At 62.0% G+C, this 22,987-nt stretch carries 24 protein-coding genes and 2 tRNA genes; all 26 read left to right on the top strand.

What is annotated here, in order from left to right:
- The first annotated feature begins 91 nt into the window (after positions 1 to 91).
- Positions 92 to 364: an HU family DNA-binding protein gene (locus AAF563_18930; protein MEM7123360.1), complete on the top strand. Its 273-nt coding sequence runs from the start codon at positions 92 to 94 to the stop codon at positions 362 to 364.
- A 191-nt stretch (positions 365 to 555) separates the two neighbouring features.
- Positions 556 to 631, top strand: a tRNA-Val gene (locus AAF563_18925).
- A 183-nt stretch (positions 632 to 814) separates the two neighbouring features.
- Positions 815 to 892: transfer RNA gene (locus AAF563_18920), tRNA-Asp, on the top strand.
- A gap of 165 nt (positions 893 to 1,057) precedes the next feature.
- The gene (locus tag AAF563_18915; protein ID MEM7123359.1) at positions 1,058 to 1,423 is read left to right on the top strand and encodes an NADH-quinone oxidoreductase subunit A; all 366 of its coding nucleotides are present in this window, start codon (positions 1,058 to 1,060) and stop codon (positions 1,421 to 1,423) included.
- Positions 1,414 to 1,956, top strand: a complete 543-nt coding sequence (locus tag AAF563_18910) for an NADH-quinone oxidoreductase subunit B family protein (GenBank protein MEM7123358.1) — start codon at positions 1,414 to 1,416, stop codon at positions 1,954 to 1,956. The genes AAF563_18915 and AAF563_18910 overlap by 10 nt, the downstream gene beginning before the upstream one ends.
- Before the next feature lie 24 nt (positions 1,957 to 1,980).
- Positions 1,981 to 2,610 (top strand): NADH-quinone oxidoreductase subunit C, encoded by a 630-nt coding sequence (locus AAF563_18905; protein MEM7123357.1) that lies wholly within the window; start codon positions 1,981 to 1,983, stop codon positions 2,608 to 2,610.
- Positions 2,603 to 3,781, top strand: a complete 1,179-nt coding sequence (locus AAF563_18900; protein MEM7123356.1) for an NADH-quinone oxidoreductase subunit D — start codon at positions 2,603 to 2,605, stop codon at positions 3,779 to 3,781. The genes AAF563_18905 and AAF563_18900 overlap by 8 nt, the downstream gene beginning before the upstream one ends.
- Positions 3,778 to 4,389 carry an NADH-quinone oxidoreductase subunit NuoE gene (nuoE, locus tag AAF563_18895; GenBank protein ID MEM7123355.1) on the top strand — a complete coding sequence of 204 codons (612 nt, stop codon included), beginning with the start codon at positions 3,778 to 3,780 and terminating at the stop codon, positions 4,387 to 4,389. Before AAF563_18900 ends, nuoE begins: the two co-directional genes overlap by 4 nt.
- Before the next feature lie 2 nt (positions 4,390 to 4,391).
- Positions 4,392 to 5,684: an NADH-quinone oxidoreductase subunit NuoF gene (gene nuoF / locus AAF563_18890; protein ID MEM7123354.1), complete on the top strand. Its 1,293-nt coding sequence runs from the start codon at positions 4,392 to 4,394 to the stop codon at positions 5,682 to 5,684.
- Positions 5,685 to 5,693: 9 nt separating this feature from the next.
- Complete coding sequence (gene nuoG, locus AAF563_18885; protein ID MEM7123353.1) at positions 5,694 to 7,766, top strand: NADH-quinone oxidoreductase subunit NuoG; 2,073 nt, start codon at positions 5,694 to 5,696, stop codon at positions 7,764 to 7,766.
- Positions 7,759 to 8,787 carry an NADH-quinone oxidoreductase subunit NuoH gene (gene nuoH, locus AAF563_18880; GenBank protein ID MEM7123352.1) on the top strand — a complete coding sequence of 343 codons (1,029 nt, stop codon included), beginning with the start codon at positions 7,759 to 7,761 and terminating at the stop codon, positions 8,785 to 8,787. Before nuoG ends, nuoH begins: the two co-directional genes overlap by 8 nt.
- A 45-nt stretch (positions 8,788 to 8,832) precedes the next feature.
- Positions 8,833 to 9,321: an NADH-quinone oxidoreductase subunit NuoI gene (gene nuoI, locus AAF563_18875; GenBank protein ID MEM7123351.1), complete on the top strand. Its 489-nt coding sequence runs from the start codon at positions 8,833 to 8,835 to the stop codon at positions 9,319 to 9,321.
- A 24-nt stretch (positions 9,322 to 9,345) separates the two neighbouring features.
- Entirely contained in the window at positions 9,346 to 9,957 is a 612-nt protein-coding gene (locus AAF563_18870; protein MEM7123350.1) for an NADH-quinone oxidoreductase subunit J, read from the top strand.
- Position 9,958: 1 nt separating this feature from the next.
- Entirely contained in the window at positions 9,959 to 10,267 is a 309-nt protein-coding gene (gene nuoK / locus AAF563_18865) for an NADH-quinone oxidoreductase subunit NuoK (GenBank protein ID MEM7123349.1), read from the top strand.
- Between the two features lie 3 nt (positions 10,268 to 10,270).
- Positions 10,271 to 12,202, top strand: a complete 1,932-nt coding sequence (nuoL, locus tag AAF563_18860) for an NADH-quinone oxidoreductase subunit L (protein ID MEM7123348.1) — start codon at positions 10,271 to 10,273, stop codon at positions 12,200 to 12,202.
- 12 nt (positions 12,203 to 12,214) lie between these two features.
- The gene (locus AAF563_18855) at positions 12,215 to 13,723 is read left to right on the top strand and encodes an NADH-quinone oxidoreductase subunit M (protein MEM7123347.1); all 1,509 of its coding nucleotides are present in this window, start codon (positions 12,215 to 12,217) and stop codon (positions 13,721 to 13,723) included.
- A 9-nt stretch (positions 13,724 to 13,732) separates the two neighbouring features.
- Complete coding sequence (gene nuoN / locus AAF563_18850; GenBank protein ID MEM7123346.1) at positions 13,733 to 15,220, top strand: NADH-quinone oxidoreductase subunit NuoN; 1,488 nt, start codon at positions 13,733 to 13,735, stop codon at positions 15,218 to 15,220.
- Positions 15,217 to 15,972: a biotin--[acetyl-CoA-carboxylase] ligase gene (locus AAF563_18845; GenBank protein ID MEM7123345.1), complete on the top strand. Its 756-nt coding sequence runs from the start codon at positions 15,217 to 15,219 to the stop codon at positions 15,970 to 15,972. Before nuoN ends, AAF563_18845 begins: the two co-directional genes overlap by 4 nt.
- 8 nt (positions 15,973 to 15,980) lie before the next feature.
- Positions 15,981 to 16,757 (top strand): type III pantothenate kinase, encoded by a 777-nt coding sequence (locus AAF563_18840; GenBank protein ID MEM7123344.1) that lies wholly within the window; start codon positions 15,981 to 15,983, stop codon positions 16,755 to 16,757.
- Position 16,758: 1 nt separating this feature from the next.
- Complete coding sequence (locus AAF563_18835) at positions 16,759 to 18,417, top strand: ribonuclease J (protein ID MEM7123343.1); 1,659 nt, start codon at positions 16,759 to 16,761, stop codon at positions 18,415 to 18,417.
- Between the two features lie 11 nt (positions 18,418 to 18,428).
- Positions 18,429 to 18,833, top strand: coding sequence for a methylmalonyl-CoA epimerase (mce, locus tag AAF563_18830; GenBank protein ID MEM7123342.1), 405 nt, complete (start codon positions 18,429 to 18,431; stop codon positions 18,831 to 18,833).
- A gap of 6 nt (positions 18,834 to 18,839) precedes the next feature.
- Positions 18,840 to 19,091: a DUF1467 family protein gene (locus tag AAF563_18825; GenBank protein MEM7123341.1), complete on the top strand. Its 252-nt coding sequence runs from the start codon at positions 18,840 to 18,842 to the stop codon at positions 19,089 to 19,091.
- The gene (locus AAF563_18820) at positions 19,081 to 19,644 is read left to right on the top strand and encodes a DNA-3-methyladenine glycosylase I (protein ID MEM7123340.1); all 564 of its coding nucleotides are present in this window, start codon (positions 19,081 to 19,083) and stop codon (positions 19,642 to 19,644) included. The genes AAF563_18825 and AAF563_18820 overlap by 11 nt, the downstream gene beginning before the upstream one ends.
- 62 nt (positions 19,645 to 19,706) lie before the next feature.
- Positions 19,707 to 21,029 carry a proline--tRNA ligase gene (gene proS, locus AAF563_18815; GenBank protein MEM7123339.1) on the top strand — a complete coding sequence of 441 codons (1,323 nt, stop codon included), beginning with the start codon at positions 19,707 to 19,709 and terminating at the stop codon, positions 21,027 to 21,029.
- The gene (locus tag AAF563_18810; protein MEM7123338.1) at positions 21,026 to 22,270 is read left to right on the top strand and encodes a lipoprotein-releasing ABC transporter permease subunit; all 1,245 of its coding nucleotides are present in this window, start codon (positions 21,026 to 21,028) and stop codon (positions 22,268 to 22,270) included. The genes proS and AAF563_18810 overlap by 4 nt, the downstream gene beginning before the upstream one ends.
- The gene (locus AAF563_18805) at positions 22,263 to 22,943 is read left to right on the top strand and encodes an ABC transporter ATP-binding protein (GenBank protein ID MEM7123337.1); all 681 of its coding nucleotides are present in this window, start codon (positions 22,263 to 22,265) and stop codon (positions 22,941 to 22,943) included. Before AAF563_18810 ends, AAF563_18805 begins: the two co-directional genes overlap by 8 nt.
- Positions 22,944 to 22,987: the final 44 nt, after the last annotated feature.

Below are 22,987 nucleotides of genomic sequence, written 5' to 3'. Positions count from 1 at the left end.
GCGAGCGGAACGATAGACTGACAATGCTCTGGGGATGCCTGTCTATGTTGATCCAATCACCAACAGCCGAATCGTGGGAGGGGGCCTTACTGTGAACAAGAACGATCTGATTGCCAAAGTGGCGGACGAGTCTGGTTTGACGAAAGCCGATGCCGGTCGTGCCGTCGATTGCGTGTTTGATTGTATTTCATCGTCGCTTGCGTCGGGCAGCGAAGTTCGTCTTGTCGGTTTCGGCACCTTCTCGGTTGCCAATCGTGCAGCCAGCGAAGGTCGCAATCCGCGCACCGGCGAGCGTATTAAAATCCCGGCGTCGAAGCAGCCGAAGTTCAAGGCCGGTAAAGCCCTGAAGGAAGCTGTCAACTAACCGAGTTGACCGACGATAAGTTTTCGAGCTGCCGGTTGCCTCTCGTGGGTGCCGGCAGTTTTCGTTTGGACGTTCAACGACGCCGCCGTGATGTCATGCTGCTCGTCTTGAGAACGATGGCGGTTGCACAAGACAATGTGACGGATTAGACGGGCCGCGTTTGTCGGCTTTGTTGCGACAAGAACCTTTGGGGGCGATTAGCTCAGCTGGGAGAGCAACTCGTTTACACCGAGTAGGTCGGCGGTTCGATCCCGTCATCGCCCACCATGCCCCGATGCCCTGAACCTGGTGCTGCCGACCCGGTCTCCCGATCTGACAGTGTGGCCACGTCTGTCCGGTCGCTGATACACTCCATGGGCGTCAAATGGGGCATTGGTCGAAAGCCTGTATTTTCCTTGACGCCCTAATGGCGCTAACGTAGATGATGCGCCTTCGCGAATGGCCCCTTAAGGGGGTGTAGCTCAGTCCGGTTAGAGCGCTGGCCTGTCACGCCAGAGGTCGCGGGTTCGAGTCCCGTCACTCCCGCCATTTCCCCTTAAATTTGAGCACGTTAGGGCGGCAATAGCCCGTCTCCGTTCGGGCCGGCCGCCAAAGCGTCCGTGACCGGGCTTCGTGCTCGAAATGTTGTCTCACAACAGCCTTCACAGGTCAGGTGAGGGGCAATATAAGGGGGCGCGCGATAGAGAGAGATCCATGAACGAACTGCTTCTGGAATATCTGCCGATTCTGATTTTCCTGGGCCTGGCCATAGCCATGGCCAGCGTAATGATCGGGATGTCCTATATGTTGGGGCAGCAGAAACCGGATCCAGAAAAGCTGTCATCCTATGAATGTGGGTTCGATGCTTTCGACGATGCGCGGCAGCAGTTCGACGTCCGGTTCTATCTGGTCGCCATCCTCTTCATCATTTTTGATCTAGAGGTCGCCTTCCTGTTTCCCTGGGCGGTGTCGCTCAGCGAGATCGGATTGTTCGGCTTCTGGTCGATGGTCGTTTTCCTCGGCGTGCTGACCATCGGTTTCATTTATGAATGGCGTAAGGGAGCTCTCGAATGGGAGTAGAACCAACCGGCATCGCCAACATTCCCCCCGGACCCGATCAGGACGCACTGCTGAGAAAGGTTGCCGAGGAAGTTCAAGACAAGGGCTATGTGCTGTCCCATGTCGACAAGCTGGTCAACTGGGCGCGCACCGGAAGCCTTTGGCCGATGACGTTCGGTCTGGCGTGTTGCGGTGTGGAGATGATCCACGCCTATATGAGTCGTTATGACCTCGACCGCTTCGGCGTTATTCCGCGCGCCAGCCCGCGTCAGTCTGACGTGATGATCGTCGCGGGCACGCTGTGCAACAAGATGGCACCAGCGTTGCGCAAACTCTATGACCAGATGCCCGAGCCGCGCTGGGTGATTTCCATGGGTTCGTGCGCGAATGGCGGTGGCTACTATCACTACTCCTATTCGGTCGTCAGAGGCTGCGACCGGATCGTGCCTGTGGATATCTACGTGCCCGGTTGTCCGCCGACGGCCGAAGCGCTGGTCTACGGCATTCTGCAGTTGCAGAAGAAGATCCGTCGCACCGGCACGATCAGGCGCTAGGCCGGGTTCGGGATCGCCGCCGCCATGACAGAAGCCTTGCTTGAGATCGGTCACGCCGCCGAGGCCAGGTTCGGTGGTCAGGCAGGACCACTGACACTTGACCGCGGTCAGGCAACGCTGGCCGCGACGGTTGACGCGCTGATCCCGCTGCTGACTTGGCTGAGGGATGATTCCAACTGCCTTTTCAAGCAACTGGTTGATGTCACGGCGGTTGATTACCCTGAGAGGCCGGATCGCTTCGACGTCATCTACAATCTCTTGAGCCTGCGCCTGAACATGCGCCTTCGGGTCAAGCTCGTGGTCGGCGATGATGTCGCGGTGCCGTCCGCTACGGGGATCTATAGCTCCGCCAACTGGCTCGAGCGCGAGGTCTGGGACATGTACGGCATCTATTTCGCCAGCCACCCGGATCTGCGCCGCATTCTGACCGATTATGGGTTCGAGGGGCATCCGCAACGGAAGGACTTCCCGCTGACCGGCTATGTTGAGATGCGCTATGACGAGGATCAGAAGCGTGTAGTCTACGAGCCCGTCAAACTGACCCAGGCCTACCGCAACTTCGACTATCTGTCGCCGTGGGAAGGGTCGTTCGACGTCTTGCCGGGCGACGAAAAGGCCGAAGCGGACGAGAAAGAGGCCGGCGAAAATGGCTGAAGTCCAGATCAAGACGACGACGCTGAACTTCGGGCCCCAGCATCCGGCCGCCCATGGCGTGCTGCGCCTGGTGCTGGAGATGGACGGCGAGGTCGTCGAGCGGGCCGATCCGCATATCGGTCTCTTGCACCGCGGCACCGAGAAACTGATCGAGTACAAGACCTATCTGCAGGCGGTGCCCTATTTCGACCGTCTCGATTACGTGTCGCCCATGTGTCAGGAGCATGCCTATGCGCTGGCCGTCGAGACGTTGTTGGGCATCGAAGTGCCGCCGCGCGGCCAGCATGTCCGGGTGTTGTTCTCCGAGATCACCCGCGTCCTGAACCATCTGCTGAACATCACGACGTTCGCGCTGGACGTTGGCGCGATCACGCCATCGCTATGGGCGTTCGAAGAGCGCGAGAAACTGATGGAGTTCTACGAGGGCGTTTCCGGTGCCAGGCTCCATTCGGCCTACTTCCGCCCCGGGGGCGTCCATCGTGATCTGCCGGCCGGTATGGAAGACGAGATCGGCGCCTACTTCGAGACCTTCCTCAACGTCATCGACGATATCGAACACCTGTTGAACGAGAACCGCATCTTCAAGCAGCGCACGGTCGATATTGGTATTGTATCGGCCGAGGATGCATTGGACTGGGGTTTCACCGGTCCGATGCTGCGTGGCGCCGGGGTGCCATGGGATCTGCGCAAGGCGCAACCCTATGACTCCTATGCCCAGTTCAACTTCGACATTCCGGTCGGCAAGCAGGGTGACTGTTACGAGCGCTACATGGTGCGGCTCGAGGAGATGCGCCAAAGCGTGCGCATCATCAAGCAGTGCCTGGAGACCATGCCCGACGGTCCCGTCCATTCCGAAGACCCGAAGGTATCGCCGCCGCGCCGGGCGCTGATGAAACAGTCGATGGAAGCGTTGATCCATCACTTCAAGCTCTATACCGAGGGCTATCACGTCCCAGCCGGCGAGGCTTACGCGGCGGTCGAGGCGCCCAAGGGCGAATTCGGCGTGTTCCTGGTGTCCGACGGCACCAACAAACCCTATCGATGCCGCATCAAGGCGCCCGGCTTCTTGCACCTTCAGTCCAGCGACTTCCTGTGCAAGGGACATATGCTGGCGGATGCCGCTGCCATCATTGGCAGCATGGATATCGTGTTCGGGGAGATCGACCGATGAGTATGGCGCGCGGACGCCCCGTGGCCCTGGACAAGCAGCCGGAGAGTTTCGCGTTCTCCGCTGAGAACGTGGAGAAGGTCAACGCGATCGTGGCGAAGTACCCTGAGGGACGCCAGCGGAGCGCCGTCCTGCCGCTTCTGGACCTGGCCCAGCGCCAGACAGGCTGGGTGCCGGTCGCGGCCATGGACCATATCGCCGAAGTCCTGGATATCCCGCCGATCCATGTCTACGAGGTCGCGACCTTCTATACCATGTTCAACCTGGAACCGGTGGGCGAGTACCTGGTTCAGGTCTGCACGACCACGCCCTGTATGCTGCGCGGGTCCGACGACGTGGTCGGGGCATGCCGCAAATACCTGGGCATCGATTGGGACGAGACGACGGCCGACGGCAAGTTCACCCTAAAAGAAGTTGAGTGTCTGGGCGCCTGCGTCAACGCGCCGATGGTGCAAGTCAACGACGACTACTATGAGGACCTGGACGCGGAGAAAACGATCGCGCTGCTGGAAGCGCTGAGCCGCGGCGAGAAACCCAAGATCGGCCCCCAGAACGGCCGCCATTCGTCCGAGCCGGTTTCCGGCGCCAAAGTCTTGCAAGGCGAGGTCTGAACATGCTGCAGGACAAGGACCGCATCTTTACCAACCTCTATGGCTTCGAGAGCCCCGGCCTGGACGCCGCGCGCCGGCGTGGTGACTGGGATGGCACGGCGGCGATCCTGGCCAAGGGGCCGGACGCCATCGTCGAGGAGATCAAGACGTCGGGCCTCAGGGGCCGCGGCGGCGCCGGTTTCCCGTCGGGTCTGAAGTGGTCGTTCATGCCCAAGGAACGGCCCGAGGGGCAACCCGCCTATCTGGTCGTCAACGCTGACGAGAGCGAGCCCGGTACCTGCAAGGACCGCGACATCATGCGCCATGACCCGCACAAGCTGGTCGAGGGCTGCCTGCTCGCCGGCTTCGCCATGCGCGCCAACGCCGCCTACATCTATATCCGCGGCGAGTTCTATAACGAGTCCGTGGCATTGCAGATCGCGATCGACGAGGCCTACGAGGCCGGTCTGATCGGCAAGAATGCCTGCGGCTCCGGCTACGATTTCGATGTCTTCCTGCACCGCGGCGCCGGCGCCTATATCTGTGGCGAGGAAACCGCACTTCTGGAAAGCCTGGAAGGCAAGAAGGGCCAGCCGCGCCTGAAACCGCCGTTCCCCGCCATGGCGGGCCTCTATGGTTGCCCGTCGACGGTGACCAATGTGGAGACCGTCGCGGTGTCGCCGACCATCATGCGGCGCGGCGGCGACTGGTTTGCCTCGTTCGGGCGGCCCAAGAACTCCGGCACCAAGCTCTTCTGCATCTCCGGCCATGTGAACGAGCCGTGCAACGTCGAAGAGGAGATGAGCATTCCGTTGAAGGAGCTCATCGAAAAGCATGCCGGCGGCGTGCGTGGCGGTTGGGATAACCTGCTGGCCATCATTCCCGGCGGTTCGTCGGTGCCGGTGATCCCGAAATCGGTATGTGACGAGGTCCTGATGGATTTCGACGCGCTGATGGAAGTGAAGTCGGGCCTGGGGACCGCCGCCGTCATCGTCATGGACAAGTCCACCGATATCGTGCGGGCGATCTGGCGCTTGTCGAAGTTCTATAAACACGAGAGCTGCGGTCAGTGCACGCCGTGCCGGGAAGGAACCGGTTGGATGATGCGGATCATGAAGCGCCTGATCGACGGCGATGCATCGGTCGAAGAGATCGACATGCTGCAGGCCGTCACCAAACAGGTCGAGGGCCACACGATCTGCGCGCTTGGCGACGCGGCGGCCTGGCCGATCCAAGGACTGATCCGCCATTTCCGGCCCGAGCTTGAACGGCGTATCCAAGAGCGTGGCGGCGCGACGCCGGTCGCGGCGGAATAGGGGCGGGCGATGACCGACACCGTCAAGCTCACCATCGACGGGGTGGAGATCGAGGTCGACAAGCGGTTGACCCTGCTGCAGGCCTGCGAACTGGCCGGTGCCGAGGTGCCGCGCTTCTGTTTCCATGACCGCCTGACGATCGCCGGCAACTGCCGGATGTGCCTGGTTCAGGTCGAGAAGGCGCCGAAGCCGGTGGCGTCCTGCGCACAGCCCGTGGCTGACGGCATGGTCGTGCATACCCGTGGCGATGTTGCCGGTGGTGCCCAGCGTGGCGCCATGGAGTTCCTGCTGATCAACCATCCACTCGACTGCCCGATCTGCGATCAGGGCGGTGAATGCGATCTGCAGGACCAGGCGATGGGCTACGGGCTCGGCATCAGTCGGTTCCACGAACACAAGCGCTCCGTCCAGGAGAAAGAGTTCGGGCCGCTGATCAAGACCTACATGACGCGCTGCATCCATTGCACGCGCTGTATCCGCTTCATGGACGAGATCGCCGGCGTGCCCAGCCTGGGCGCGACCGGTCGTGGCGAGGACATGGAGATCACGACCTATATAGAGAACGGCATCAATTCTGAGCTCAGCGGCAATGTGATCGATCTATGCCCGGTCGGCGCGTTGACGTCCAAACCCTATGCCTTTGTCGCGCGGCCGTGGGAGCTCAAGAAAACTGATTCCGTCGATGTGCTGGATGGCGTTGGCAGCAACATCCGTGTCGATGCGCGCGGCCGCGAGGTGCTGCGCGTCCTGCCGCGCCTGCACGAAGACATCAACGAGGAATGGCTCTCCGACAAGTCGCGCTTTGCCGTCGACGGTCTGATGCGCCGCCGCCTCGACACGCCCTATGTCCGCAAGGCTGGCAAGCTGGAGCCGGTATCGTGGGAAGAGGCGTTACAGGCTGCCGCCGACAAGCTGAACCGGACCGACGGCGCGAAGATTGCCGCGTTGGCGGGCGATCAGGTCGACTGCGAGGCGATGACCGCGCTGCTGGCGCTGCTTGACCAGAAGGGCTCACCCCATCGCGATTGCCGCCTGGACGGCATGAAGGTCGATCCCGCCGTGCGGACCTCCTATCTCTTCAACACAACGATTGCCGGCATCGAGCAGGCAGATGCCTGCCTGATCGTCGGCGCCAACCCGCGCAAGGAAGCTGCGCTGATCAACGCGCGGCTGCGCAAGCGTTGGTTGATGGGCGGATTTGAGGTCGGCGTTGTCGGCCCGCAGGTCGATCTGACCTATCCCTCAAGTTATCTGGGCGCCGGACCGCGTACCCTGCAGGAGATCGCCGAGGGCAGTAGCACCTTTGCCGGTGTCCTGAAACGCGCCGAACGACCGATGATCATCGTCGGTGCCGGCGCGCTGGCGCGCGATGACGGCGCGGCCGTCCTCGCGTTGGTACGCCAGATCGCTGAGGCCAGTGGTGCCGGAAGCGACGACTGGAATGGTGTGAACGTTCTGCACACGGCGGCATCGCGTGTCGGCGGCCTTGACCTTGGCTTCGTGCCGGGCGAGGGCGGGCGCGACACCGCGGGTATTCTGGCCGGCGCCGAAGACGGCGCCATCGAGGTCGTCTATCTGCTTGATGCCGACGGACCGGGTATCGAGCGGTTGGCCAATAGCTTTGTAATCTATCAGGGCCACCACGGCGACCACGGCGCCCGTGTCGCGGACATCATCCTGCCCGGCGCGGCCTATACGGAAAAGGACGCAATCTACGTCAACATGGAAGGCCGTCCGCAGCAGGCCGCGCGCGCCGTCTTTCCGCCGGGTGAAGCGCGCGAGGATTGGAAGATCATCCGGGCGCTATCCGGCGCCATGGGTGCCGCCGTGCCGATGGATACGATCGACGACGTGCGTACGCGTATGTTCGAGATTGCGCCTCATCTTGGTGCCAGCGACGAGATCGTTGCGGCGGCGTGGCAGGCCTTTGGGACGGCCGGCACGCTCGACGATACGGCGTTCAGCGCGGCCGTCGACAACTTCTATATGACGTGCCCGATCAGCCGGGCGTCGCCGACCATGGCCCAGTGCACCGAGGCCTTTGTCAACGCGAGCGGGGAGGCGACGGGAACCGATGGCTGAGTTCATTCAGTCGCCCTTCGTAACCGGCTACCTGTGGCCGTTCATCCTGATCGTCTTGTCGATCATCGCGATCATTGTGCCGGTGTTGATTGCGGTCGCTTACCTGACCTATGCCGAGCGCAAGGTCATGGCGGCCATGCAGCTTCGCATGGGCCCCAATGTCGTCGGGCCGTTTGGGCTGTGGCAGCCGTTCGCTGACGGTCTGAAACTGTTCCTGAAGGAGACCATTGTTCCGACAGGCGCCAACAAGGTGGTCTTTGTTCTGGCGCCGATGATCACCTTCATCCTAGCGATGATCGGTTGGGCGGTGATCCCGTTCGATGACGGTTGGGTCTTGGCGGATATCAATGTCGGTATCCTCTACCTGTTCGCGGTCTCCTCGCTCGGTGTCTACGGCATCATCATGGCCGGCTGGGCGTCGAATTCGAAGTACGCGTTCCTGGGTGCGCTGCGTTCGGCGGCCCAGATGGTGTCTTATGAAGTCGCGATCGGCTTCGTCCTGATCACTGTTCTGGTCTGCGTGGGATCGCTGAACCTCTCCGATATCGTTCGGGCCCAGGACGAGGGTGTTTGGTTCTTCATCCCGTTGTTCCCGATGTTCGTCATCTTCATTATCTCCGCGCTCGCCGAGACCAATCGGGCGCCGTTCGACCTGCCGGAAGCCGAATCGGAATTGGTCGCCGGCTTCAACGTCGAGTATTCGGCGATGACCTTCGCGCTCTTCTTCCTTGGCGAATACGCGAACATGATTCTGATGAGCGCCTTGGCGACCACCCTGTTCCTCGGCGGTTGGCTGGCGCCGTTCGGGGTCGAGCCGTTCACATGGATCCCAGGGCCGATCTGGTTCATCCTGAAGGTCTTCTTGTGTCTTTTCTTCTTCCTTTGGGTGCGCGCGACATTCCCGCGCTACCGCTACGATCAACTGATGCGCCTGGGCTGGAAGGTCTTCCTGCCCATCTCGCTGGCCGCCGTCGTGATCGTTTCGGGCGCACTCCTTGTCTTCGATTGGTTGCCGCGATGAAGCCCATCATGCTAAGGCGCGACCCGTTCCGGGGAGACTTCTGATATGGCGTTTCTCGATCGCACCGCGCGCTCGCTGCTGCTGGCCGAACTGGTCTCCGGCATGTCGCTGACGTTCCGTTACATGTTTCGGCGTCGCGCGACCGTGAACTACCCTTACGAAAAGGGACCGCTGTCGCCCCGGTTCCGGGGCGAGCATGCGCTGCGGCGTTATCCCAATGGCGAGGAGCGCTGCATCGCCTGCAAGTTGTGCGAGGCGATCTGTCCGGCACAGGCGATCCACATCGAAGCGGAGCCGCGCGAAGACGGCAGCCGGCGTACGACCCGCTACGACATCGACATGACCAAGTGCATCTATTGCGGCTTCTGCGAGGAGGCCTGTCCGGTCGATGCCATTGTTGAAGGTCCGAACTTTGAATACGCGACGGAAACGCGCGAAGAACTGTTCTATGACAAGCAGAAGCTGCTCGACAACGGCGACCGCTGGGAACAGGAAATCGCCGCGCGCCTCGCTGCCGATGCGCCCTACCGTTAGTCGGATCTAAAAGGGGCACAAGACATGATCATTCAGACCTTGGCATTTTATGTCTTCGCGGCAATCACTGTCGCCTCGGCTGTGATGGTCATTTCCGCGCGCAACCCCGTGCACTCTGTCCTGTTCCTGATCCTGGCCTTCTTCAACTCCGCCGGCCTGTTCGTACTTCTGGGCGCGGAGTTCCTGGCAATGGTTCTGGTCGTTGTCTATGTCGGCGCGGTCGCGGTGTTGTTCCTGTTCGTCGTCATGATGCTCGACATCAACATCACCGAGCTGCGCCAAGGTTTCCTGCAATACCTGCCGATCGGCGGACTTATAGGCCTGATCCTGTTGATCGAGTTGATCCTGGTCGGCGGTGGCTGGGTCCTGCACCCCGAGCTGTTCGGCGCGGCGCAGGCGCCGATGCCCAACCCGGCGATACGCTCCAACACCGCGGCAATCGGTGACTTGATGTACACCCGCTATGTCTTCCTGTTCCAGGGCGCCGGCATGGTACTGCTGATTGCGATGATCGGCGCCATTGTGCTGACGCTGCGCCACCGAACGGTGCGACGCCAGGTCATCCGCGATCAGGTCGCGCGGCGCCCGGAGGATGCGGTCGAGGTTCGCAAGGTGCGGCCGGGGGAGGGCATCTGATATGGAAGTCGGTCTGGCCCACTACCTCACCGTCGGCGCGATTCTGTTCACGCTCGGCATTCTCGGCATCTTCCTGAACCGCAAGAACGTCATCATCATCTTGATGTCGGTCGAGCTGATGTTGCTTGCCGTCAATATCAACCTGGTGGCGTTTTCGGCCGAGCTCGGTGACCTCGTCGGTCAGATCTTCGCCATGCTGGTCTTGACCGTTGCGGCGGCGGAGGCCGCCATTGGCCTTGCCATCCTGGTCGTCTATTTCCGCAATCGCGGCTCGATCGCGGTTGAGGACATCAACATGATGAAGGGCTGAGCGTTGCACGCCGCAATTGTTTTCCTGCCCTTGATAGGCGCCATCTTGTCGGGCCTGTTCGGCCGGCAGCTTGGCCCCAAATGGGCGCCCATTACGACATGTGTCCTGATGGTCGCGTGCTGTGTGCTGGCCTGGATCGTCTTCTTCGACATCACCGTGGCCGGCAACGTGCGCGAGGTACAGCTCTTTACCTGGATCGATTCCGGTGCATTCGAGGTCGACTGGGCGCTCTACTTCGACCAGGTCACGGCGGTGATGTTGATCGTTGTGACGACCGTCTCGATGGTCGTTCATATCTATTCGATCGGCTACATGGAGCACGATCCGCACCGCCAGCGGTTTTTCGCCTATCTGTCGCTCTTCACGTTCTCCATGCTGATGCTGGTGACCGCCGACAACTTCGTGCAGCTCTTCTTCGGTTGGGAAGGCGTCGGTCTCTGCAGCTATCTCCTGATCGGCTTCTGGTACAAGCGGCCCAGCGCGAACGCCGCGGCGATCAAGGCGTTCGTCGTCAACCGCGTCGGCGATTTCGGCTTCGCACTCGGCATCATGGGTGTCTTTCTGGTCTATAACGCCGTCTCGTTCGACGCGGTGTTCAACGCCACGCCCGATGTCGCCGGTTCGACCTTCACCTTCCTGAATTGGGAAGTCGACACGCTGACCACGCTGTGTCTGCTGCTCTTCGTCGGCGCCATGGGCAAGTCGGCGCAGGTGCCGCTGCACACCTGGCTGCCGGACGCCATGGAAGGTCCGACCCCGGTCTCTGCGCTAATCCATGCCGCAACCATGGTGACCGCCGGCGTCTTCATGGTCGTGCGCCTGTCGCCGATGTTCGAGTACGCGCCCTATGCCCTGATGTTCGTCTGTTTCATCGGTGCGACGACGGCGTTCTTCGCGGCGACTATCGGCATCGCTCAGAACGACATCAAACGGGTCATCGCCTATTCCACGTGCAGCCAGCTCGGCTACATGTTCTTCGCCTGCGGCGTCGGGGCCTATGCCGCCGCTCTGTTCCATTTGGCGACCCACGCCTGTTTCAAGGCGCTTCTGTTCCTGGGCTCCGGCCAGGTCATCCACGCCATGCACGACGAACAGGACATGCGGCGCATGGGCGGGCTGTGGCGCAAGATACCGATCACCTATGCCTATATGTGGATCGGTAGCCTGGCGCTTGCGGGTATACCGTTCTTCGCCGGCTACTTCTCCAAGGACCTGATCATCGAGTCCGCCTTTGCCGCGCACACCAACATGGGCCTCTACGCCTATTGGATGGGCGTCGCCGGCGCGATCCTGACCGCGCTTTATTCCTGGCGCCTAATCTTCATGACCTTCCACGGCCGCCCGCGCATGTCCAAGGAGACCGAGGACCATGTGCACGAGGCGCCCAAGGTCATGTGGATGCCGCTTCTGATCCTGGCGCTGGGTTCAATTTTTGGCGGCTTCGGGTTCCTGGGCGGCGTGATGGTGGCCGATGGCGGTGAACCGTTCTTCGGTGATTCCATCCTAGTGCTCGGCCATAACGTGATCACCGAGGCTCATCACATTCCGTCCTGGGCCATCTTCACGCCGCTGGTCGGCGCCTTGCTCGGTGTTCTCGCCGCCTTTGTCTGCTACATGCGGCGGCCGGCATGGCCGGGCCGGATCGCCAGCGCGGCACGCCCGATCTATCTGCTTCTGCTCAACAAGTACTACGTCGACGAGCTCTACGATTGGATGTTCGTGCGTCCCGCCAAACGGCTCGGTCACGGGTTGTGGAAGGCGATTGACGGTAAGGTGATCGACGGCCTTGGACCCGACGGGATCGCGGCGGCAACATTGGATCTCGCCAGAAAGGCGAAGGTGCTGCAGTCCGGCTACGTCTACCACTATGCCTTTGCCATGCTGATCGGCGTCGCTGTCGTCGTGACCTGGTTCCTGTTCCGGACCGTGGGTTAGGGGTGAGCGAGCATGGCTGACTGGCCCCTTTTGACCCTGGCGATCGTGCTGCCCCTGATCGGGGCGGCGTTCATCCTTGCCATCCGCGGCGAGGACGAAGAGATCGTCAATCGCAATGCGCGTTATGTCGCGCTGTGGACATCGCTCCTGACGTTGATTGTCACGGTCGTGATCTGGGTCTTGTTCGACCCTTCGACCCATGAGTTCCAGTTTGTCGAGCAAGTGCCGTGGATTCCCGCCTACGGTATTCAGTACTACCTCGGCATCGACGGCATCTCGCTCTTCCTGATCGTTCTGTCGGCGTTCCTGACGCCGGTCTGCATCCTATGCAGCTGGGACTCGGTCAAGGTCAGGGTGAAGGAGTACATGATCGCGTTCCTGGTCATGGAAACGCTGATGATCGGCGTCTTCTGCGCGCTCGACTTCGTACTCTTCTACCTCTTCTTCGAAGCGATGCTGATCCCGATGTTCCTGATCATCGGTGTCTGGGGCGGGCCGCGTCGCATCTATTCGGCGTTCAAGTTCTTTCTCTATACGCTGGTCGGCTCGGTGCTGCTCTTGATCGCGCTGTTGGTCATGTATTTCGAGACCGGTACGACCAACATCCCCGATCTGATGAACGCGGGTTTCGATCCGGACCTGCAGCGCTGGTTGTGGCTTGCCATGTTCGCCTCCTTCGCGGTCAAGGTGCCGATGTGGCCGGTCCATACCTGGCTGCCTGACGCTCATGTCGAGGCGCCGACCGCTGGCTCCGTCATCCTGGCAGGCGTGTTGTTGAAGATGGGTGGCTATGGCTATCTGCGCTTCTCGCTGCCGATGCTGCCAGACGCGTCCGCGTACTTCGCGCCCTTCATTTTCGTCCTCAGCATTATCGCGATCATCTATACCTCGCTCGTCGCGCTGATGCAGGAGGACATGAAGAAGCTGATCGCCTATTCGTCAGTCGCCCATATGGGCTTCGTCACGGCCGGCATCTTCACCATGAACCAGCAGGGCCTTGAGGGCGGCATCTTCCAGATGCTGAGTCACGGCGTCGTTTCGGCCGCGCTCTTCCTGTGTGTCGGCGTGATCTACGACCGCATGCACACGCGCCTGATCGATCGCTATGGCGGCCTGGTCTCCCGCATGCCGAAGTACGCTTTCATCTTCATGGTTTTCATGATGGCGTCGGTCGGTCTGCCCGGTACGTCGGGTTTCGTGGGCGAATTCCTGGTCCTGGTCGGCACCTTCGAGGCCAATACCTGGGTCGCTCTGTTTGCCACCACCGGCATCATCCTCGGCGCGACCTACATGCTCTGGCTCTACCGCCGTGTCGTCTTTGGCGAGATGGTGCGTGAAGACCTGCGCGACATCCTGGACTGCAACCGCCGCGAACTCCTTTACTTCGTGCCGATGATCATCGTGGTGCTGGTCATGGGTATCTATCCCGATGCCTTCCTGTCGGCGATGCACGCGTCCGTGGAGCACCTGGTCAGCCAGACCCAGGGCACGGTGTCTCTCGCCCAAGTGGGCGCGAACTAGGGGCCGGCGATGATCGATTTGGCAACCAGCGACGTCATCCAGGTTCTGCCCGAGCTGTGGTTCGCGGTGATCGGCATGGCGCTTTTGATGGTCGGCGCCTTTGCCGGTAACGGCGCGACCCGGTTGATCATGGTGCTGACGATCATCTCGTTCGTCGTCGCGGGTTTCCTGGTCGGCGTCGTGCCGGGACCATCGCAGGCGTTTGACGGTCTCATCATCAACGATGACTTCTCCGTCTTCATGAAGATCCTGGTCCTGATCGGCGGCGGCCTGACGCTGATCCTGAGCCTTGGCTACCTGCGGCGCGAGGGTATCGAGCGTTTCGAGTACCCGATCCTGGTCGTGCTGGCGACGCTCGGCATGTTCATCATGATCTCGGCCAACGACTTCATGTCGCTGTACGTCGGCCTGGAGATGCAGAGTCTGGCGCTCTATGTCTGCGCGGCGTTCAAGCGCGACAGCCTGAGATCGTCCGAGGCCGGCTTAAAGTACTTCGTCCTCGGCGCGGTCGCCTCGGGCATGCTGCTTTATGGCTGTTCCATGGTCTATGGCTTCTCCGGTACCACGTCGTTCGATGAACTGGCCGGCCTGCTTGATGGCATGCCGCCCAGCGAGGTCTCGATCGGCCTGATCGTCGGCCTGGTCTTCATCGCCGCCGGCCTGGCGTTCAAGGTCTCGGCCGTGCCGTTCCACATGTGGACGCCGGATGTCTATGAAGGCGCGCCGACGCCAGTCACCGCCTTCTTCTCAGTCGCGCCCAAGATCGCCGCGATCGCGCTGTTGCTCCGGGTCATGATGGGGCCGTTCGAGGCCTTGTTCGACCAGTGGCAGCAGATCGTCTTCCTGCTTGCCGTCGCATCGATGCTGCTGGGCGCGTTCGGCGCCATCGGACAGCGCAACATCAAACGCCTGATGGCCTATAGCTCGATCGGCCATGTCGGCTATGCACTGGTCGGTCTGGCGGCCGGCAACCAGGCCGGCATCAACGGCGTCGTCATCTATATGGCGATCTACCTCGCCATGGGTGCGGGGACCTGGGGATGCATCCTGGCCATGCGCCGTCAGGACTCCATGGTCGAGAGCATCGATGACCTCGCCGGTCTGTCGACAAACAATCCCGCCATGGCGCTTGCCATCGGCATTTTCATGTTCTCGATGGCGGGCATTCCGCCGCTCGCCGGGTTCTTCGGTAAGTTCTACGTCTTCCTGGCGGCGGTCGATGCGGGTCTCTATACGCTCGCCGTCGTCGGTGTGCTGACCAGCGTGATCGGCGCCTTCTACTATCTGCGCATCGTCAAGATCATGTATTTCGACGACCCCGCCGAAAAGTTCGATTCCCCGGCGGGACGCGAGATCACCTATGTCGTTCTGATCACCGCCGCGTTTACGGCGCTCTTCTTCCTCTATACCGGCCCGCTTCTGTCGGGCGCTGATGCGGCGGCCACGGCCTTGATGCCCGCCACAGGCGATGCCGTGCAGGCGGCCCTATCGCCGTGACCATCGCGCTGCCGGCCGGCTTTTCGCTGGTCGATCTGGAGACCACCACCAGTACCAACGACGAGGCGCTTGCACGCGCAAGAGACGGCGCGCCGGAGGGCACGATGGTCTTGGCGCGCCGGCAGACGTCGGGCCGCGGGCGGCGCGGCCGGTCCTATATCTCAACGCCGGGCAATCTCTTTGTCAGTCTGATCTTGCGCCCGGACATGGCGCCAGACCTGGCAGCATTGTCCGGTTTCGCCGCCTCGCTGGCGATTGCCGAGACGATCGACGACGTGGCGCCGGACGTGCCGTTGGCGACGTGTAAGTGGCCCAACGACGTCCTCGTGGATGGCAAGAAGGTCGGCGCGATCCTGATAGAGGCATCGTCGACGCAAGGTGTCGTCGACTCGCTCGTTGTCGGCATGGGTGTGAACCTGACCGCCCATCCTGAGATTGCCGATTATCCGGCCGGCGATCTCGCTGCTCTCGGCGCGCCGGGCCTGACACCCGACAGGTTTCTGGAGCGCCTTACCATCCATCTCGATCGCTGGCTGAAGGTGTGGCGGCGCGACGGCATGGCGGGTCTGCGCGAGGCATGGCTTGCGCGCGCTGCCGGTCTCGGTAAGCCAATCCAGGTGCGTCTGGAGGACACCAGCTTCTGCGGGCTGTTCCGTGACCTCGACCTAGATGGTGCGCTCCTGTTGGACATGGACGGGGGGGAATGCCGTAAGGTGACGGCAGGCGCGGTGTTCTTTCCGGAGGCGGCGTAATGCCAGGATTGCTTCTTGCGGTCGATCAGGGCAACTCCAACACGGAGTTCGCCGTCTTTGATGGCGCCGACATGAAGGGCCACTGGCGCACGTCGACCAAGGTCGAGACCACGGCCGACGAGTACGTTGTCTGGTTGAGCCAGTTGACTCGCTTGCAGGGTATTGATGAGACGGCGATTGATGCCGCGATCATCTCCAGTGTCGTGCCGGGTGGCCTTTTTGAACTTCGGGTGCTCTGCCGCAAGCACTTCAATGCCGATCCGCTGGTCATCGGCGAGGGCATCGACCTTGGTATCAAGGTGCTGATCGACGAACCGTCGGAGGCCGGCGCCGACCGCCTGGCCAATGCCGTTGGCGGATATGTGCGCTTCGGTGGCCCGCTGATCATTGTCGATTTCGGCACCGCGACCAACTTCGACATCATCGATGCCGATGGCAACTTTTGCGGCGGCGTCTTGGCGCCGGGTATCTCTCTGGCGCTTGACGCCATGCACCGCGTCTCGGCGCGGCTACCCCGGGTCGGCGTCCGGCGGCCGCCGACGGTGATCGGCCGTAACACCGTTAACTCCATGGAATCAGGTGTTTACTGGGGGTATGTGAGTCTGATCGAGGGCACCGTCACCCGTATTCGCGGGGAGTATGGCGAGCCCATGAAAGTGGTGGCGACTGGCGGGCTGGGCCCCTTGTTTGATGCGGCCACCGACACCATTGATAGTTATGACCCCGACGTGACCGTACGCGGCCTGTTGGAAATCTATCGACGGAACAGGCCCGATAACGCCTAGCATGACAAAAAACCAAGCGCTTCATTTCCTGCCCCTTGGTGGGGCAGGCGAGATCGGCATGAACCTGAACCTCTATGAGTACGCGGGTTCATGGTTGATGTGCGATCTGGGCGTTACCTTCGCCGGCGATGACCTGCCGGGCATTGATCTCGTCATGCCGGACCTGTCGTTCATCGCCGAACGGCGCGAGAAGCTGATCGGCCTGGTGCTGACCCATGCCCATGAAGATCACCTGGGCGCGGTGCCCTATCTGTGGCCAGAGCTGCGATGCCCGGTCTACGCGACACCGTTTGCCGCTGCCCTTCTGCGGCGCAAGTTGGACGAAGGCGCCGAAGGCATCGAGGACATGGTCATAACCGAGGTGCCGCTTGGCGGCACCATCGACCTTGATCCCTTCGAGATCGAACTCATCTCGCTGACCCACTCTATCCCCGAGCCGAACGCGCTGGCGGTCACGACCCCGGCCGGCACGGTGCTGCACACCGGTGACTGGAAACTTGATCCCGATCCCTTGGTCGGTGATGCGGCGGACGAGAACGCGCTCCGTTCGCTGGGCGACGACGGCGTGCTCGCTATGGTCTGCGATTCGACCAACGTCTTCCGACCCGGGATGTCCGGATCAGAGGCCGAGGTTCGCAAGGGGCTTGACAACCTGGTTGCCGGCCAGACGGGGAGGGTCGCCATCGCGACCTTCGCAAGCAACCTGGCGCGGCTTTTGACCGTCTTCGAGGTCGCTGCCAACAATAGCCGCAGCGTCGCCGTGGTCGGCCGCTCCATGTGGCGGATCCTGGATTGCGCGCGCGAAACCGGTTACCTGCCGCGCGATGTCCATTTCCTGTCTGATCGCGACGCCATCGATCTGCCTGCTGATAAGGTTCTTTATCTGACGACCGGCTGCCAGGGGGAGCCGAATGCGGCGCTATCACGAATCGCCAACCGGACCCACCCGGTGGTTGAGCTGGAGCGCGGTGACACGGTGATTCTCTCGTCGAAGATCATTCCTGGCAACGAACGGCCGATCTACGACCTCATCAACCTCCTGATCGACCTGGGTATCCACGTGATCACGGAAAAAGAGCACTTCGTGCACGTCTCCGGCCATCCCAACCGCGACGAATTGGCGGCGATGTATCAATGGGTTCGCCCGCAGATCGCGGTGCCGGTGCACGGTGAGGCGCGGCACCTGCGCGAACACGCGAAGCTTGCCCGCGAGCTGCAGGTGCCGGATGCGGTCACGGTCGCGAACGGCACCATGGTGCGCCTCGCGCCCGGCACGCCAGAGATCATCGATCACGTGCACCATGGCCGGCTCGCCTGGTCCGGCAACGGCACCGTGCCGGTCGATGGCAACATTGTGCGTGAGCGGCGGCGTTTGATGCACAACGGCGTTGCCTTCGTCACAGTGGTCGTCGACCGCGACGGCGAGCTGGTCGCCGACCCCGTCGTCTCGGCCCACGGCCTACTGGAAGACGACGAGGTGGAAGAAGCTGTGCTGGATGGCGTGGTCGATGAGGTGATAGACAAGGTCGAGGCCATGCCGCGTCCGCAGCGCCGCGACGACGACGTTTTGGGCGAGGCGGTGCGGATCAGCGCACGACGCTTCCTGCGCAACGAACTGGGCGGGCGCCCGGTGGTCGATGTGCAGTTGGTTAGAGTTTGAAGGAGACGACGATGATCGGTCGGCTGAACCATGTGGCGATCGTGGTGCCAGATCTTGAGGCTGCGAGCGCCCTCTATCGCGACACATTGGGAGCCGAGGTATCCGAGGCCGTCGATCAGCCGGATCACGGCGTGACGACGGTCTTTATTGCGCTGCCCAACACCAAGATCGAGCTGTTGGCCCCATTGGGCGAGGATTCGCCCGTTGCCTCGTTCCTGGAGCGTAACCCTTCGGGTGGCATGCACCATGTTTGCTACGAGGTCGACGACATCATCGCCGCGCGCGACCAGATTGTCGCCGAAGGCGCCCGGGTGATCGGCGATGGTGAGCCCAAGATCGGCGCGCACGGCAAGCCGGTGCTGTTTCTGCACCCCAAGGACTTCTGCGGCACGTTGGTCGAGATCGAGCAGGTTTGATCACCGATGGGCCCGTTTGGTCTCATCGTTGTCTTTCTGGTCGTCTGGTGGCTCGTCTTCTTCATGTCGCTGCCGTTTGGCGTGCGCCACGACCGCGGCGTCGAGGAAGGCCACGATCCCGGCGCACCGGACAAGCCAATGCTGTGGCGCAAGGCCGCCGCGGCGACCGTGATCGCCGCTGTCTTGGTCGGCGGGGTCTATCTCGCCGACGATCTCGAATGGGTTGTATTCAGGGAGCTGATCTACGGTGAGCGCTAGCTACTGCAACTATGCGCCCGGCAACCCCATTCATGCCAGCTATCACGATACGGAGTATGGCTTCCCGGTCGACGATGAGGCCGCGTTGTTTGAGCGGCTGGTCCTGGAGATCAATCAGGCCGGTCTGTCGTGGGAGTTGATGCTGAAGAAACGTGAGGGCTTCCGCGCGGCCTATGCGCGGTTTGATGTCGATGCCGTCGCCGGTTTCGGTGATAAGGATCGCGCGCGTCTGCTGGACGATGCCGCCATCATCCGTAATCGGCTAAAGGTCGATGCGGCGATCTGGAACGCACAACGGATCATCGAACTCAGGTCGAGCCATGGTGGGTTCTCTGACTGGCTCGAGGCGCACAACCCCCAGCCCCAGGACGATTGGACCAAGCTGTTCCGCAAGACGTTCAAGTTTATGGGCCCGCTGGTGGTCGAGGAATTTTTGCTCAGCACGGGATACCTTCCCGGTGCGCATACGACCTCATGCCCTGTTTTTGCCCGGATCAAGGCGTCCAATCCGCCCTGGCTTCGCGCCGGCCTGGAGCATGAGGAGCGGGCCTAGACTGTCCGCGACACCTTGCCTAGATTGGCGCCCCGCTACAGCCCCGATTCATCTGGATCACCATGAGACTATCGAACTACTTCCTGCCGACCATGAAGGAGACGCCTGCCGAGGCGCAGATCGCCTCGCACAGGCTGATGCTGCGCGCCGGCATGATCCGCCAGTCGAGCGCCGGCATCTATTCCTGGCTGCCGTTGGGCTTTCGCGTGCTCAAGAACATCGAACGCATCGTGCGCGAGGAGATGGACGCGGCCGGCGCCCAGGAAGTCCTGATGCCGACCATCCAGCCCGCCGATCTGTGGCGCGAAAGTGGTCGCTACGATGCTTATGGCCCGGAGATGCTGAGGATCCGCGATCGGCATGACCGCGAAATGCTCTATGGGCCGACCAACGAGGATCAGATTACGGAGATCTTCCGCGATTCCGTCAGAAGCTATCGCGATCTGCCGAAGAACCTCTATCACATCCAGTGGAAGTTCCGAGACGAGGTCAGGCCGCGTTTCGGCATCATGCGCGGGCGCGAGTTCTACATGAAGGATGCGTATTCCTTCGATCTGGACTTCGAGGCGTCGAAGCGCTCCTACAACATCATGTTTGTGACTTACCTGCGGACCTTCGCGCGCATGGGCATCCGCGCGATTCCGATGGCGGCCGATACCGGACCGATCGGCGGTGACCTCAGCCACGAGTTCATCGTGTTGGCCGATACCGGCGAGACCGGCGTCTTTGCTGAGCAGGCCTTGCTCGACCGCGATCCCATGGCCGAGGAGATCGACTTGGACGCCGACCTCGACGAGGTCGTGCGGTCGTGGACAATGCGTTACGCCGCGACCGACGAGAAGCACGACCCCGCCCAGTGTCCGGTCGATGAAAGCCAGCTTGTTCAGGCCCGTGGCATCGAGGTCGGACAGATATTCTATTTCGGCACCAAGTACTCCGAACCGATGAACTGCTTGGTCACGTTGCCCGACGGTGCGCGTGTGCCGATCCATGGCGGTTCGTACGGCATCGGCGTGTCGCGCCTGGTCGGCGCCATCATCGAGGCCAGCCACGATGACGCCGGCATCATCTGGCCCGACGCCGTCGCGCCGTTCGCAGTGGGCCTGATCAACCTGAAGACCGGCAGCCCGGAATGCGATGCGGCCGCCGATGATCTCTATAACCAGCTCAACGACGCCGGCGTCGAGGTGCTGTATGACGACCGCGAGGAGCGGGCAGGGGTCAAGTTCGCCGAGATGGATCTGATCGGTTTGCCCTGGCAGTTAACGGTCGGGCCGCGCGGCTTGAAGAACAATGTCGTCGAGCTGAAGCGCCGCGCCACCGGCGAATCGCGCGAACTGGCGGCCGACGCCGCTTTGGCTGAAATCATCGACAGCGCCCTATGATCTCTGGTTTCGAGCGCACCGTCGCGTTCCGCTACCTGCGCTCCCGGCGCCAGGAGGGCTTTATCTCCGTCACCGCGGCGTTCTCGCTGCTCGGGATTTGCCTCGGCGTGGCGGCGCTGATCATCGTCATGTCGGTGATGAACGGGTTCCGCCACGAACTGATCACGCGCATCCTGGGCTTCAACGGCCATGTCACCGTGCTCGGCACGGGCGGCCTCAATATCGGCAACTATGACGAGCTTGCGATACGTCTCAGTGAGATCGACGGCGTCGTCATGGCGACACCGATGATCCAAGGGCAGGTTCTGGCGACATCGCCGAATGCGCAGACCGGCGCCGTCGTGCGAGGCCTGACGCCAGAGGACTTCAAACAGCAGACATTGATCGCCGACAGCGTGAAGATCGGTTCGGTCGATGACTTTGGCGCTGAACCCGGTGTCATCGTCGGCGCCCAACTCCTGCACCGACTGGGCCTCAACTACGGCGACAACATCACGTTGATATCGCCTAAGGGCGTGCCGACCGCCTTCGGCACTGTGCCGCGCTCGGTCTCTTACCCGGTCGTTGGTGTCTTCGAAGTCGGAATGTACGAGTTCGACAGCAGCGTTGTCTTCATGCCGCTCGACCAGGCGCAGGTCTATTTCCGCCTGGATGAGGCCGTCACCCAGGTCGAGCTGAACATCGATACGCCGAACGAACCGTTCGCCGTCAGGCGCGAGGCCCAGCAGGTCGCCAACCCGTTCTATGTGGTCGACTGGCAGCAGACCAACCGGCACCTCTATGGCGCGCTGCAGGTCGAGCGCAACGTGATGTTCTTGATCCTGACCCTGATCATCCTGGTTGCGGCTTTCAACATCATCTCCAGCCTGATCATGCTGGTGAAGGACAAGAATGCCGACATTGCCATCATGCGCACCATGGGGGCGACGCGCGGCGCGCTGCTCAGGATCTTCCTCCTGACCGGGGCCAGTATCGGCATCATCGGCACGGCGCTCGGCCTGATCATCGGCATCATTTTCTGCCTCAACATCGAAAGCATTCGCCAGTTCATCCAGGTCCTGACCAGCACAGAGCTGTTCCCGGCGGAGGTCTACTTCCTGGCGCAGCTGCCGGCCCGCGTCGAATGGGTCGAGGTTGTCTCGATCGTCGTCATGGCGCTGGTGCTGACCTTCCTGGCGACACTCTATCCGGCGTGGCGCGCCGCGCGCGTCGATCCGGCGGAGGCGCTGCGCTATGAGTGACGCGGCACTTCAGCTCAAAGGGATCGAGCGGACGTTTCATCAGGGCGGCCAGGACCTGCATGTGCTGCGCGGCCTGAACCTGACCCTGAAGCGGGGCGAGATCGCCGCCCTGGTCGGCCCGTCTGGGGCCGGCAAATCGACCCTGCTCTATATCGCCGGCCTGCTGGAGCGCCCGGATGCCGGGGAGATCATCATCGCGGGCGACGTCTGCAACGTGATGCGCGACGACGCCCGCACCGCACTGCGCCGACGCTATCTGGGCTTTGTCTACCAGTTCCATCATTTGCTGCCGGAGTTTTCCGCCCTGGAGAACGTCGTCTTGCCGCAGATGATTGCCGGCAGCGGCAAGCGGGCAGCGCGCAAGCAGGCGCGCGGGCTGCTGGAGTCAATGGGCCTCAAAGCGCGCGAAACCCATCGCCCGGCCCAACTATCAGGCGGCGAACAGCAGCGCGTCGCCATCGCCCGCGCGCTCGCCAACAACCCGGCCGTGCTGCTGGCCGACGAGCCGACCGGCAATCTGGATCATGAAACGGCGCTCGAGGTCATGGCAGTGTTGGCCCGCCAGGTCCAGGAACGCGGCCTGGCGGCCCTGGTCGCGACCCACAACCTGGAGCTCGCCGCCAGCATGGACCGCATCGTTCGGCTCGAAGACGGGGTCCTGCACGCGGGTTGACCGCGTTTTCCACAAGACATGACCGCGCCTTTTCCTTGGCGCGG

Source organism: Pseudomonadota bacterium (assembly GCA_039028155.1).
GTDB lineage: Bacteria > Pseudomonadota > Alphaproteobacteria > SP197 > SP197 > JANQGO01.
This window is presented reverse-complemented; position numbering and strand designations above follow the sequence as displayed.